Raw genomic sequence first — 12,595 nt, 5'->3', positions numbered from 1 at the left:
AGAGAGGGGCGGCGGACTTCGGTTCGCCGCCCTTTTTCATGCGCGAGGCGAGAAGCGCGGGAAGCCGACGCGCCCATCACACCTCTGCGAGAGAAACTTTCAGGAGAAGGTCAGGAAATCGGCGAGTGCCCGGCCCGAGGGCTCGGCCACGGGCACGGTTTCGCCGGGCTCTAGGCCATGGGCGGCGAAGGCGGCCTTAATATCGGCGCGCGCATCGGCCCTTTCGCAGGCGCGCGCCAATGAGGCGATGCGGCCGAGCTCATTTTCCGCCTGGGCCGCGATGGCCTCGATCGTCGTCTCGATCGCTCCGGGCTGCGCCCCGCGATCGGCCCCGATCATGATCGCGCGCCGAACCGCTTCGGGAATTTCCCAGGCGGGCGTGCCGCGGCCATGCGCCTTTTCCCCGAGCATGGTAAGAGCGGCCGCCACCTGCGCCGCCGCAGCGATACCGCCGCGCGGATCGTGAAGCGCGCGGATCACGGTCGCGGGAACCGCCTTTTCTTCTATAGCCCACAGGATCGCCGAACGGCGCGCGCGATTGTGTTCGAGGATCGGCCCGTCGCCGCGATGGACCATCAGCCCGACCCGGCCGTCCGGGCCGAGCACGCGCGCGATTTCGCCGGCCACGGCAGCGACATCGCCATATTCGAAACCGAACTGGCTGGTGACCGCGTCGAAACTGTCATCGGCGAAGGGCAGGTCCTCCATCGCAATCCCGCCGCGGGTCGCGGTGCCTTCGGGCGCGGGCGGCAGTTTGGGCGCGCGGTCGATGCCCTGAAGGTCGAGATCGCGGCGTTCCTCGCGCAGCCAGCGCAGCACTCGTCCATCGCCGGTCGCAAGGTCGAGCAGCCGCGCACCTTGGCGCAGACCTTCGGCAAAGCCGCGCCACGCGGCGCGCTGAGCGGTTTCGATCGCGGCCCAGCGTTCGGGCAGGCAGCCTGTCGAATCACCGCCCGCATTCGCCTTCCAGAACTCGCCCCAGGCGCGCGCGTCGTCGTGGTCGCCCATGCTCATGAGCCCGTCACCACATCGAAGGCGACCGTCATCCTCTCAGCCGATCCGAAAGGCGTGGTGCCGTGATAGAGGGTCGAGGGAAACAGGGCGAGGTGCCCCTCGCGCGGCTCTATCGTGGCAAGCGGCGGCAGGTCGAGGCCGAGATCGGGCGGCGGGCGGCCGATCTCGAGCCAGCCCTGCGGCAGCTCGCCCTCGGCCACCGGCGTATGCGCTGCCTGCGGCACGACGAGATAGAGCGCCGAGGAGAGGATGCCCTGCGGATGAATATGTGCGGTGTGGTAATCGCCCCCTTTCGGCGAGCCTGCACCCGGTTCTGCACCCCCCGCAAGCCGTACCGACCACGATCCGAGCAGCTGCCAGGGCGTCTCGCAGTGACGCAGCAGCGGGTGGCTGTCGTCGAGCGGCGGAAAGCCCGCGCGGTGCACCTCAAGCGTCGCGAGGATCGCCTCGTGCAGTTCGGCGAGGACGGGTTCGGTGCGGTGAAACAGGATGCCGCGCGTCTGCGTGCCCCCGCGCAGGCTCTGGCCGAGCGGCATGGTCGATCGGTAGTGGATCGCCCGCAATTCGGCCACGGCATCGGCGACGAGCCCCTCGCGTCCGACCAGTTCGCGCAGTTCGACCAACCCCGCCTGTTCGTGCAGCCAGGCGGCCTTTTCGCGCGCAGCTGCGTCCTCGCCCAGCCGCCACGCGATCCCGCGCAGCGCCCATGCGGAAATATCCCACGGATTGCCCGCCAGCGCCCGGTCCAGGCAGGCATGCGCGCGGGTCAGGTCGCGCGCGCGCAGGGCGTGGCGGGCCTCGTGGAGAAAGCGCATCGCCCGGTTGTCCGACAGATGCGCGAAGATCGCCTCGGCCCGGTCCCACTCTCCCGCAGAGCCTGCATGCACCGCCTCGATCAGCGCGAAATGCGTCTCGTTCGGGAAGCGGCGGCGAGCCTCGGCGGCGACTTCGGCAGCTTCGGCAGCGTGGTCGAGCCCGGCGAAGGCCTCTGCATGGGCGGCGGGAATATTGGGATCCTGCGGGATCTTTTTCGCGGCTTCGGCGAAAGGGGATGTCCAGTCGGCCTCGCCTGCCGCGTGCTTCAGTCCGGCGAGAAAGGTCAGCGCAGCGATGAAGCCGGGGGCCTGCGCGCAGACCTGTTCGGCGATCAGCCGCGCGCCCGCCGCATCGCCCGCGACCTCGAGCGCCTGCGCCTTGCCGAGCCACAGGTCGGCATCGCCCGGGTTGACCGCGATCGCCGCATCGAACCGGGCGAGCGCATCGCCTTCGCCGCGTTCGAGCGCGACGCGGGCGCGGCCATGCAGCGCGCGCGGGTGGCGCGGATCAGCGCCCAGTGCCGCATCGTACCAGCGCGCCGCCTCGGCAGGTCGACCGGCGGAGCGATGGGAAAGCGCGGCGACGCTGCCATAGCGCGCGACGCTGCGGCCTTCCTTTTCATGGGGCGCGATTGCCGCCAGCGCGTCCTCGTGTCGCCCCAGCCTTTGCAGCGCGATCGCGTGGTTGAGCGCATAGTCGATCATCGCCGGGGCCAGCGCGCAGGCACGGGCGAAATGCGCCGTGGCCGCCGCGGAATCGCCCGATTTGAGCGCGATGTCCCCCGCCGCATCGGCGAGCGCGGCATCGTTCGGATGGGCACGCCGCGCTTCCTCGGCGATGGTCCGCGCGCGTTCGAGTTCGCCGCGCTGCATCGTCATGCGCAGCTGCACCATCGCCTCGGCCGCGGAGATCGTGGGGGAGGGCGGGTTCATTTCGTGCGCAGCCAGCCGGTCACGGCGAGCCGCCCGACCGGCGCGAAGGGCGGGACGTAACTCACCATGTGCGCTTGCGGCACCTTGAACAGGTTGAGCGCGTTGAAGCGAGGGCGGAATCCTTCGACCACGTCGCCATCCTCGTCGAGGAAGAGGAGATAGCCGCCCCAGTCCGGATGCCAGTCATCGCGCGCGAAATTGAGGACGTATGCGACTTCCCAGCCTTCGGCGACATGGCTGTCGATGTGGCGGCCGAGATAATTGCCGGGGGCGAACAGGGTCGCCTGCCCGTCGGCCTTGAACAGTCCCTCGATTCCCGTCACCGAGCGGGCGAGCTCCATGAAGGCAGGCGCGTTGATGTGTTCGAGCAGAATCTGGTGCGCCTCGCTCCCCCGCCAGCCTTCCTGCACCGCGGTCAGGATCGGGTAATGCGCGAAGCGGAAACCGTATTCGCCGCGCGACGTGTGTTCTTCGGCGGCCTTGAACGCTGCGCCGAGCGCCTGCTGACCCTGCGGAGTGCCGGTTTCCTCGGCGCGGAAGCTCTTGGGCTCGGCCTCGCCCGCGCCGGTCGCCATGCCCCAGGCCGTGCCCTTCGCCAGTACCGTCAGGACCTCGCGCGCGCTTTCGGGCGTCAGCACGTCGCGCACCTGCACCCGCCCGGTCGCGGCAAAGCGCCGCGCGAGGGCCGCCCGGTCGAGCGCGGGATTGATCGCGAAGAGGGTCCTGGGCGCCGCTGTGCTCACGCCGCGATGCCTGCCAGCCCCTCGCCCCGCTGGCAAGGCATTCGCGGCGCCTTGCCGCCCGATTTTGCCCGCTTGATTCCGGCTCGCGCGTCCCATAGGCGAGTATCAAACCGCAACCGGTTTTCGGGATCACGTTTCGGGATCACAAGGAGAGAGAGATGAGCACAGCCTATATCGTCGAAGCCGTCCGCACGGCCGGTGGCCGCCGCGGCGGGCGGCTGGCCGGGGTGCACCCGGTCGATCTGCTCGCCGCGTCGCTGGACGCGATCGTGGACCGCAGCGGGATCGACCCCAATGCGGTCGACGATGTCATCACCGGCTGCGTCACGCAGGCGGGGGAACAGGCGATGCAGGTCGCTCGCATGGGCGTGCTCGCCTCGAACCTGCCGGATTCTACCCCGGCGGTGACGATCGACCGTCAGTGCGGCTCCTCGCAGCAGGCGATCCAGTTCGCCGCGCAGGCGGTGATGAGCGGCACGCAGGACGTCGTCATCGCGAGCGGCGTCGAAAGCATGAGCCGCGTGCCGATGGGTTCGAACGCGACGCTCCACATGAAGGAGGGCCTCGGCCACTACAAGTCGCCCCGGCTCGAGGAGAAATTCCCCGGCATCCAGTTCTCGCAGTTCATGGGCGCCGAAATGATCGCCAAGAAGCACGGCTTTTCCAAGGACGATCTCGACCGCTTCGCGCTTTCCAGCCACGAAAAGGCGATCGCCGCGACGCAGGCCGGCGCGTTCGAAAACGAAATCGTTCCCATCGAGATCGAGACCCCAGAGGGTACCGAGATGCACACCGTGGACGAAGGCATCCGGTTCGATGCGACCCTCGAAGGGATCGCGGGCGTCAAGCTCCTGTCGCCCGAGGGCAAGATCACCGCGGCCTCGTCCTCGCAGATCTGCGACGGGTCGAGCGCGGTGCTGGTCGTCTCCGAAGAGGCGCTCAAGAAATATGGTCTGACGCCCATCGCGCGCATCCACAACCTGACCGTCACGGCGGGCGATCCGGTCATCATGCTTGAGGAACCGCTCTTCGCAACCGATAAGGCGCTCGAGCGCGCGGGGCTCAAGATCGACGACATCGACCTCTACGAGGTGAACGAGGCGTTTGCCCCGGTGCCGCTCGCCTGGCTGAAGCATACTGGCGCCGACCCGGACAAATTGAACGTCCATGGCGGCGCGATCGCATTGGGCCACCCGCTCGGCGCGAGCGGAACCAAGCTGATGGCGACGCTGGTCCACGCGCTGAAGCGGCACGGCAAGAAATACGGCCTGCAGACGATGTGCGAAGGTGGCGGCGTCGCCAACGTGACCATCGTCGAGGCCGTGTAAGAGTTTCAGGAACAACAGGTTTCCGACCGACAGGAGAGAGTAATGGAAGTATCTGCAAAAACCCCCGCCGTCGTCACCGGCGGTGCCTCGGGCCTCGGTCTTGCCACCGCCCGGGCGCTTGCCGCGAAGGGCGCCAAGGTCGCGATCTTCGACCTCAAGGAAGAGGACGGGGAAAAGGCTGCCAAGGAACTGGGCGGCGTGTTCTGCAAGGTCAACGTGACTTCGGATGAAGACGTCGATGCGGCCTTCGCCAAGGCGCGCGAAGCCCACGGGCAGGAGCGCATCCTCGTCAATTGCGCCGGCATCGGCAACGCGATCAAGACCGCCAGCCGCGACAAGCAATCGGGCGAGATCAAGCATTTCCCGATTTCGGCCTTCGATTTCGTGATTCAGGTCAACCTCATCGGAACCTTCCGCTGCATCGCCAAGTCGGCCGCGGGCATGATGACACTGGACCCGCTGTCCGAGGACGGCGACCGCGGAGCGATCGTCAACACCGCCTCCGTCGCCGCGGAAGACGGTCAGATGGGCCAGGCCGCCTATTCGGCGTCGAAGGGCGGGGTCGTCGGCATGACGCTGCCCATCGCGCGCGACCTGATGCGCGAAGGCATCCGGGTGAACACGATCCTGCCCGGCATCTTCGACACCCCGCTGATGAACGCCGCCCCGCCGCAGGTGAAGGAAGCGCTCGCCGCCTCCGTGCCGTTCCCCAAGCGGCTCGGCCTGCCCGAGGAATACGCCAAGCTCGCCATGTGCATGATCGAGACGGGCTATTTCAACGGCGAGGACGTGCGTCTCGACGGCGCGATCCGCATGGCCCCTCGTTGATCGCTCGCGGTGGCCGCATGCCTCCGCGCTGATCCGCGAAACGCCGGCATTGCCGGAGACGAACAGCCCGCCGGAGCGATTCCGGCGGGCTTTTTCGTTTGATTCGATGTGCGATGCGTTAGGAGACGGAAGTACTGACGATTCAGGGGGACGCAGATGCGCAATCGCGGGCAGGCCATGATCGCACACCTCGCAAGGACGGTGTTGGGCGTCGTGGCCGCCGCGGCCCTGTCGGCCTGCGGCGCGCTGCCCGAACGTCCGCAGGTCTCCGCAGACGCGCAGGTCGGCGCCGTCGTCCCAGGGTTCGAAAACGCCCGGCTCTGGCAAGACGGCAGAGCCAGCGCCTGGAACGGCTGGCGCGCACGGGCCGCAGCGCAGCGGGCGCAGACCGGGAGCACCGGGCGGCTCGAAATGCTCGCCATTTCCTCGGGCGCCGACAAGGGCGCTTTCACCGCAGGCTATCTCGGCGGGTGGAGCGAAGCTGGAACCCGGCCCGAATTCGACATCGTCTCGGGCGTGAGCACCGGCGCACTGATTGCGCCCTTCGCCTTCCTCGGCGAGGAGTACGATAGCCGTCTCGAAGAGCTCTATACCGGGATCAATGCGCGCATGATCTACCGCATGCGCTCCGTCCAAGGTCTTCTGGGCGGGCCTGCGCTGGCGACTACCGAACCGCTCGCCGAACTGATCGAGCGCTATGCCGATACTTCCGTGATCGACCGGGTCGCGCAGGAGCATGCGGGCGGACGCAGGTTGCTGGTGATGACCGCCAATCTCGACGCGCAGCGCGGCGTGGTATGGGACATGGGAGCCATCGCTTCGAGCGACAGCGCCGAACGCTATGCCCTGTTTCGCAAGGTGCTGCTCGCTTCGGCCAGCATTCCGGGATTCTTCCCTCCGGTCCTGATCGACGTCACCAGCGGGCAGCAGCGCTTCAGCGAGCTGCATGTCGATGGCGGAGTGGTTTCGAGTATCCTCGTCATCCCCCCGGCCGTCGCGTTCGAGGACCAGGCCAACGGGACCAAGGTCGATGCGCGTCTTACCGTCCTTTACAACGGCGCGCTCGGCGCGGTCCACAAAGTGGTGAAGCCCGATGCCTTCTCGATCATGGAGCGCGCCCTGTTCACTGCGATCAAGCAGGCCGACCAAGGCGAGATCCTGATCCTCAAGCAATACGCGCAGGAGGCCGGGCTGGTGCTCGATATCGAGAGCATCGGGCCCGAGGCCGAGCAAGGCGATCAGGACCTGTTTGACCAGGACTTCATGAACAGGCTCTATCGCCGCGGGCGCGAGCGCGGGCTTGCCCGGTAAGCGGTCGGCGCCGTTGCGATGACGCGATGTCACCGAGTGGGCGCGGGCGGCAGTCCCTGGGCCAAGCGAAAACCCCCGCCGGGATGCGGCGGGGGTTCGGTTGCGGGACCCGGTGGGGGTGGGGGACTGGTGGGTCCCGCGCGGGGGACGGGGGATCAGATGACGAGATTCGGTGTGGCCGGGACGATCGCATAAGCGAACAGGATCGCACAAAGCGTGATCGAGACGGCGGCGGCGAGCAGGGTCTGGCTGGTGACGGCGAACATTGCGGTATTCCTTTGGTGAATGGCCCGGCGGATCAGGCGACCAGCGAAGGGCTGGCGGGGATGATCGCATAGGCGAAGAGGATGGCGCTCACGCCCAGCGAGATGGCGGCGGCGAAGAGGTTGCGGCTGGTATCGGTGTTCAACATGGGTCGGTCTCCTTGGCTTTGGTTCGGTTCGGTGCGGAAGTCGTTCCGCTTCATGCCCAAGACTCTGCACAGCCCGTGCCAAACTTGCGAAATGGCGGAAATCCTGACTTTCGGCGGTTCACCAGCAGGTGCTGGCCAAGGCTCTTTGCGCAAGATCGGCAAAATTTCCCAAACTTTGGGATCGATATTCACCCGCTCTTCATCCCCGGCCAATCTGACAGGTTTTTCTTTGCCGAAAGCCGTGCCATCGTGACCGCCGAAGGAGAGTGCAACCCATGACCAATCCCACCCAGATAACGGTCGAAAAGGCCGACGGCATCGCCACCATCACCCTCGATCGCCCAGAAAAGATGAACGCCTATACCGGCACGATGGGGGCTGAGATCATCGCCGCGATGGACGATATAGATGCCGACGACAAAGTGCGCGCGGTGATCTTTACGGGCAGCGGCGAAAAGGCATTCTGCGCCGGTGCCGATCTCACACCCGAGGGCGGAGGCCAGGTCTTTTCCAGCGGCGAGGAGGTCAAGGACCTGTCCGACAGCCGCGTGCGCGACGGCGGGGGCCTGCTTACGCTGCGCCTGTTCGAATCGAAAAAGCCGCTGATCTCGGCCTGCAACGGGGTCGCGGTTGGCGTCGGCGCGACGATGCAGCTTGCCATGGACATTCGCCTAGCAAGCGAGACCGCTCGCTACGGCTTCGTCTTCGCGAGGCGCGGGATCGTGCCCGAAGCCGCTTCAAGCTGGTTCCTGCCGCGCATTGTCGGCATCTCGCAAGCGCTCGAATGGTGCTATTCGGGCCGGGTGTTCGATGCCGCCGAGGCCAAGGCGGGGGGTCTGGTGCGGTCGGTCCATGCGCCGGCCGACCTTATGTTTGCGGCGAAGGACCTCGCAAGCGAGATCGCCGAGAACACCTCGGCCATTTCGGTCGCGATGACGCGGGCGATGATGTGGCGGCTGATGAGCGCGGATCATCCGATGGAGGCGCACAAGATCGATTCCCGCGCGATCTACCGCCTTTCGCGCGGGGCCGATGCGAAGGAGGGGATAGCGAGCTTCCTCGACAAACGCCGCCCGGTCTATCCCGGTAGGGTCAGCGAGGACATGCCCGATTTCTACCCCTGGTGGGAGGAGCGCACCTACGAGTGAGCGCGGGGCTGCGCGACATGACACTTGCATGACGCACTGGTTTCACTAGAAACTAACCGGCATGACACAAATCTTTAGCGCCGATGCGCCCGCCACGACTGAGACCGACCAACCCTGGGGGCTCGGCGGCTTCCTGCCCTACCGCCTCTCGCTCGCCTCGAATGCGGTCAGCAGCCTGATCGCGGAGCGTTATCGCAAGCGCTTCGGGCTCAAGATCCCCGAATGGCGGGTGATGGCGGTGCTGGGCGACACGGCGAACGGGACGGGGCGCGAGGGGCGCACGCAGCGCGACCTCACCCGCGCGACATTGATGGACAAGGTCGCGGTCAACAGGGCGTGCAAGGTGCTGGAGGAACGTGGCCTAATCGCGCGCGCCGCGAACGAGGCGGACGGACGCTCGCACATCCTGGAGCTGACGGCGGAGGGCCGGGCGGTCCATGCCGAGATCATGCCGCTCGCGCTTGCGACGGAGGCCGAGCTGTTCGAGGGGCTCGCCCCTGCCGAGCAGAAGGAGGTGAAGCGCCTGCTCCAGCGGCTCTACGAACGCGCCATCGCCCTTTCCGAAGACACCTCCGTGGAAACGCCCGCGGTCTGAAAACCCCGAAGGCAACGCGCAAACGCGAACCGGCCGGGCTCGCTTCTTGCGGGCCCGGCCGGTTCTCGATTGGGATCGTGCGCCTATTTTATGAGCGCATCCGAGATCGAACAGGCCGCCGGTCCGAGAATGACGATGAACAGCACCGGCAGGATGAACAGGATCAGCGGCACCGTCATGATCGCCGGCAGGCGCGCTGCCTTTTCCTCGGCGCGCATCATGCGCTCGTTGCGGAATTCGGCTGAGAGCACGCGCAGCGCGGAAGCGAGCGGGGTGCCGTAACGCTCTGTCTGGATCATGGTCGTCACCACGCCCTTCACCGCGTCGAGATTGACGCGATAGGCGAGGTTGTTGAACGCGGTTTTGCGTTCGTTGAGGAACGACAGCTCGATCGCGGTCAGCGCGAATTCGTCGCCGAGTTCGGGATAGGCCCGGCCCAGTTCCTTCGCCACGCGGTTGAACGCGGCATCGACGGTCAAACCGGCCTCGGCGCAGATGACGAGCAGGTCGAGCGCGTCGGGCAGGCCCTTCTGGATTTCTGCCGTGCGCTTCGACGCCTTGTTGCTGAGATAAAGTTCCGGGCCCTTGTAGCCGAGCAGAACGGTAGCCGCGAAGCCCATGAGCTGCATGAACGGGCCGTTGTCGAAATAGTTGGCCCAATAGAACACGAGCAAGCCGACAGACCCGAACACGATCGGCAGCACCGCGCGCAGGCCGATAATGAGGACGGCCAGTTCCTTGTTGCGGTAGCCGGCATAGGCGAGCTTCTGCTGAACCGCTTCGACCTGGCTCTGCTGCAGGACCTTCATCCGGCTGAGCTGGTCCTTGACCTTGTCGGTCGTATCGGTCCGCCGAACGAGGCTGGCGCGCTTCTTGGCGCTGCTTGTGACGATGCCCGCCTTCAGCTCCTCGCGCCGCGAATTGAGCGCCTTCACGCGCTTCGCCATCGGGTCCTTGATCGTCACCGCGCTGTAGATCGCGACGAGCACGGCGAGCGCCGCGATCCCGGCGAGGATGGAGCCGACGAGCACGACGTCGAAGCCGAGCAGGGTGGGTCCGGGGGGTTGGTTCAGCATGGTTCTGTTTCCCGGATAGATTAGATTTCGAAGCTGACCATCTTGGCCATGACGAAGGCACCAATGCCCATCCACGTGAACCCGCCGAGCCCGGCGACGATCAGACGGTCATCGGTGAAAAAGCCGCCGATATATTCCGGATTGATCCAGAAGATCATGGCGAACACGATGAAGGGAAGCGAACCGACGATGTAGGCCGACGCCTTGGATTCGGAACTCATCGCCTTGATCTTGAGCTTCATCTGGGCACGCTTGCGCAGCACGTCGGCAAGGTTCGACAGCGTCTCGGCGAGGTTGCCCCCCGTTTCGCGCTGGATCGCGAGCGTGATGCAGAAGAAGTTGAATTCCGGGATATCGAGCCTGTCGGCGGTGTCTTGGAGCGCGTCCTCCATCGTCTTGCCGATCTTGATGCGTTCGGTGATGCCCTTGAATTCCTCGCCCACCGGGCCGGGCACTTCCTGCGCGACCACGCCGAGCGTCTCGGTCACCGGGAGCCCCGAGCGAAGCCCACGCACGAGCAGCTCGATCCCGTCGGGGAACTTGGCGTTGAACGCGTTGGTGCGCCTCTTGATGAAGAAGCCTACCACCATGTGCGGGATGCCGGCGCCCACCAGCAGGCCGACGCCGAGCGAGAGCAGCAACGCCCCGCTCTGGATAAAGATGATCACCGCGACCGCGATCCACAGGCCGAGACTGGAATAGAGATATTGCGACAGGCTCCAGCCCTTGCCGGTCCGGTCGAGCCGCCCTTCGAGTGCCTCGAGCCTCGAGCCGGCGCCCGCCTTGCGGTAGAGCTTGGGCTTGCGTGCCGCGATTGCGCGCTTGAACTGGGATTCGACCTTGGCATCGAGGCTTTCGGAGTGGCGATAGCGCAGCGCCTGGACGCGGCGCTTCTGCGCCTTGCCCACACCCGCACCATCGAGCAGGAGATAGCCGATCAGCAGGACGCCGAAGATCACGCCCGTAATGAGCAGGGTCTCGAAAAAACTCATGCCTCTGGCTCCTGCCTCAATTCATTCCCCGGACCTTGCGGTCCCACGTGACGGTCACTGCGGGGGCGCGGAGGGTGCAGGCCTGTCGGCCCGTCCGTCCGGCCCCCGCGCGCGCCCCGTCATTCGGCCGCTTCGGCCTCGCTCTTGTCCTTCTTGGCCAGCAGTGACTTGAAGTCGAAGCTGCCAAGCAGCGATTTCTTCTCTTCCGCTATGCTCTCGAGATCGTCCTCGCTCGCGCCCATCACGCGTTCGGCGAGCTGCTTGATCGCGGCGGTCGCCTTGCTCGAACGGTTCGCATCGACGAACACCTGCCCCAGCTTGGCCGCGTTCGAGGCCGCCTTGATGTCGTAGGGAATGACGAAGTCGATCTTGCGCTCGATCGAGGCTTCGAAATCCGCCTTGGAGATCTCGGCGACGGCCGGCTGGACCTTGTTCGCGACGATCATCGGGTGCGCGTGCGCGGCATTGGTCTTGAGCCACGACAGGATGCGGATCGCATCGCGCGCCGAGGCGAGCGTCAATTCGCAGGTGACGAGTACGAGGTTCACGTCGCCGAGCAGCTGCGGAAAGTTGATCAGCATGTTGCGCGGCATGTCGATGACCGTCATCTCGAAGGCCTGGCGGAACTCCTCCTCCAGCTGCACGAAGGCCGATCCATCGGTCATCAACGGCTGGTTGATCGGAGCTTCGGCCGACAGGATCGACAGGTTGTCGTTCGCCCGGATCATGGCGCGTTCGATGAACAGGCCGTCGATGCGGCTGGGATTGTCGATCGCGTCTGTCAGCCCGCGGCCCGGTTCGAGATCGAGTGCAAGCGCGCCGGTCCCGAAATGGACGTCGAGGTCGAGCAGCGCGGTCGGCGCCTTGTGATGGTCGGAGAACAGCCAGGCGAGCGAGGTCGCCAGCGTCGAGGCGCCGACGCCGCCGCGCGTGCCGACCACCGCGGTCGAGATGTGGCGGCGCACTGTGTCGCCGTCACCCGAACGCGGCGCGGTGAACACGGTCAGCGCGTTGTTGAGGGCATCGTGCACTTGCTGCGCCGAAAGCGGCTTGAGCAGGTAATCGTGAATCCCGCTTGCAAGCAGATCGCGATAGAGCCGCACGTCGTTGACCTGGCCGATCGCGATCACGACCGTGCCCGGCTCGCACACTTCGGCGAGCGCGTTGATGTCATTGAGCGGATCGCCGCTTTCCGACAGGTCGACGAAGAGGATCGCCGGCGAAGCGCTGACCGAAAGCGACTGGATTGCATTGCGCAATCCGCCCTTGTTGCACTTTTCCGGCTGCCAGCCCATTTCGATCACGACCGGACGCAGCACGTCGAGTGCGGTGTCGTCGCAGATATAGGCCGCGAACGGATCGCGATTGCCGGGAAGACCGTTTTTCCAGGGAGCATTCAT

14 protein-coding genes are annotated in these 12,595 nt (G+C 66.1%); 6 read left to right on the top strand and 8 right to left on the bottom strand.

Annotated elements, in window-relative coordinates; all coding sequences use genetic code 11:
* Nucleotides 1–99: 99 nt before the first annotated feature.
* From Ga0102493_RS12160 to Ga0102493_RS12150, 3 genes are read right to left on the bottom strand one after another with little or no spacing between them, the layout of a single operon-like run.
* Nucleotides 100–1,008 carry a class I SAM-dependent methyltransferase gene (locus tag Ga0102493_RS12160; protein WP_034903397.1) on the bottom strand — a complete coding sequence of 303 codons (909 nt, stop codon included), beginning with the start codon at nucleotides 1,006–1,008 and terminating at the stop codon, nucleotides 100–102.
* Nucleotides 1,009–1,010: 2 nt separating this feature from the next.
* Nucleotides 1,011–2,762 carry a putative 2OG-Fe(II) oxygenase gene (locus Ga0102493_RS12155; RefSeq protein ID WP_236922220.1) on the bottom strand — a complete coding sequence of 584 codons (1,752 nt, stop codon included), beginning with the start codon at nucleotides 2,760–2,762 and terminating at the stop codon, nucleotides 1,011–1,013.
* Nucleotides 2,759–3,505, bottom strand: coding sequence for a 2OG-Fe(II) oxygenase (locus Ga0102493_RS12150; protein WP_051697913.1), 747 nt, complete (start codon nucleotides 3,503–3,505; stop codon nucleotides 2,759–2,761). The genes Ga0102493_RS12155 and Ga0102493_RS12150 overlap by 4 nt, the downstream gene beginning before the upstream one ends.
* Nucleotides 3,506–3,663: 158 nt before the next feature.
* Between Ga0102493_RS12150 and Ga0102493_RS12145 the strand changes: the two genes are divergently transcribed.
* From Ga0102493_RS12145 to Ga0102493_RS12135, 3 genes are all read left to right on the top strand, one after another.
* Entirely contained in the window at nucleotides 3,664–4,833 is a 1,170-nt protein-coding gene (locus Ga0102493_RS12145) for an acetyl-CoA C-acetyltransferase (RefSeq protein ID WP_034903403.1), read from the top strand.
* 42 nt (nucleotides 4,834–4,875) lie between these two features.
* A complete protein-coding gene (locus Ga0102493_RS12140) occupies nucleotides 4,876–5,661 on the top strand; it encodes an SDR family NAD(P)-dependent oxidoreductase (protein WP_034903406.1) in 786 nt (261 codons plus the stop codon).
* A gap of 177 nt (nucleotides 5,662–5,838) precedes the next feature.
* On the top strand, nucleotides 5,839–6,972 hold the full coding sequence (locus Ga0102493_RS12135) for a patatin-like phospholipase family protein (protein WP_161490064.1): 1,134 nt from the start codon (nucleotides 5,839–5,841) through the stop codon (nucleotides 6,970–6,972).
* Between the two features lie 155 nt (nucleotides 6,973–7,127).
* Here the strand turns inward: Ga0102493_RS12135 and Ga0102493_RS15790 are convergent, their stop codons facing one another.
* The gene (locus Ga0102493_RS15790; RefSeq protein WP_081845627.1) at nucleotides 7,128–7,238 is read right to left on the bottom strand and encodes an enoyl-CoA hydratase; all 111 of its coding nucleotides are present in this window, start codon (nucleotides 7,236–7,238) and stop codon (nucleotides 7,128–7,130) included.
* Between the two features lie 32 nt (nucleotides 7,239–7,270).
* Nucleotides 7,271–7,384 carry an enoyl-CoA hydratase gene (locus tag Ga0102493_RS15785; RefSeq protein WP_081845641.1) on the bottom strand — a complete coding sequence of 38 codons (114 nt, stop codon included), beginning with the start codon at nucleotides 7,382–7,384 and terminating at the stop codon, nucleotides 7,271–7,273.
* Nucleotides 7,385–7,436: 52 nt separating this feature from the next.
* Between Ga0102493_RS15785 and Ga0102493_RS15970 the strand changes: the two genes are divergently transcribed.
* The 3 genes from Ga0102493_RS15970 to Ga0102493_RS12125 all read left to right on the top strand — a co-directional run bounded on the left by Ga0102493_RS15970 (nucleotide 7,437) and on the right by Ga0102493_RS12125 (nucleotide 9,127).
* A complete protein-coding gene (locus tag Ga0102493_RS15970) occupies nucleotides 7,437–7,637 on the top strand; it encodes a hypothetical protein (RefSeq protein ID WP_150132467.1) in 201 nt (66 codons plus the stop codon).
* A 22-nt stretch (nucleotides 7,638–7,659) separates the two neighbouring features.
* Nucleotides 7,660–8,532 carry a crotonase/enoyl-CoA hydratase family protein gene (locus tag Ga0102493_RS12130; protein ID WP_034903409.1) on the top strand — a complete coding sequence of 291 codons (873 nt, stop codon included), beginning with the start codon at nucleotides 7,660–7,662 and terminating at the stop codon, nucleotides 8,530–8,532.
* A gap of 61 nt (nucleotides 8,533–8,593) precedes the next feature.
* Complete coding sequence (locus Ga0102493_RS12125) at nucleotides 8,594–9,127, top strand: MarR family winged helix-turn-helix transcriptional regulator (protein WP_081845628.1); 534 nt, start codon at nucleotides 8,594–8,596, stop codon at nucleotides 9,125–9,127.
* 83 nt (nucleotides 9,128–9,210) lie between these two features.
* Here Ga0102493_RS12125 and Ga0102493_RS12120 read toward each other — a convergent pair whose 3' ends face one another.
* From Ga0102493_RS12120 to Ga0102493_RS12110, 3 genes are all read right to left on the bottom strand, one after another.
* Nucleotides 9,211–10,203: a type II secretion system F family protein gene (locus tag Ga0102493_RS12120; protein WP_034903412.1), complete on the bottom strand. Its 993-nt coding sequence runs from the start codon at nucleotides 10,201–10,203 to the stop codon at nucleotides 9,211–9,213.
* A gap of 20 nt (nucleotides 10,204–10,223) precedes the next feature.
* Nucleotides 10,224–11,195, bottom strand: coding sequence for a type II secretion system F family protein (locus tag Ga0102493_RS12115; protein WP_034903413.1), 972 nt, complete (start codon nucleotides 11,193–11,195; stop codon nucleotides 10,224–10,226).
* Nucleotides 11,196–11,314: 119 nt separating this feature from the next.
* Nucleotides 11,315–12,595, bottom strand: coding sequence for a pilus assembly protein CpaE (locus Ga0102493_RS12110; RefSeq protein ID WP_034903415.1), 1,281 nt, complete (start codon nucleotides 12,593–12,595; stop codon nucleotides 11,315–11,317).

The organism is Erythrobacter litoralis (genome assembly GCF_001719165.1).
Lineage (GTDB): Bacteria > Pseudomonadota > Alphaproteobacteria > Sphingomonadales > Sphingomonadaceae > Erythrobacter > Erythrobacter litoralis.
This window is presented reverse-complemented; position numbering and strand designations above follow the sequence as displayed.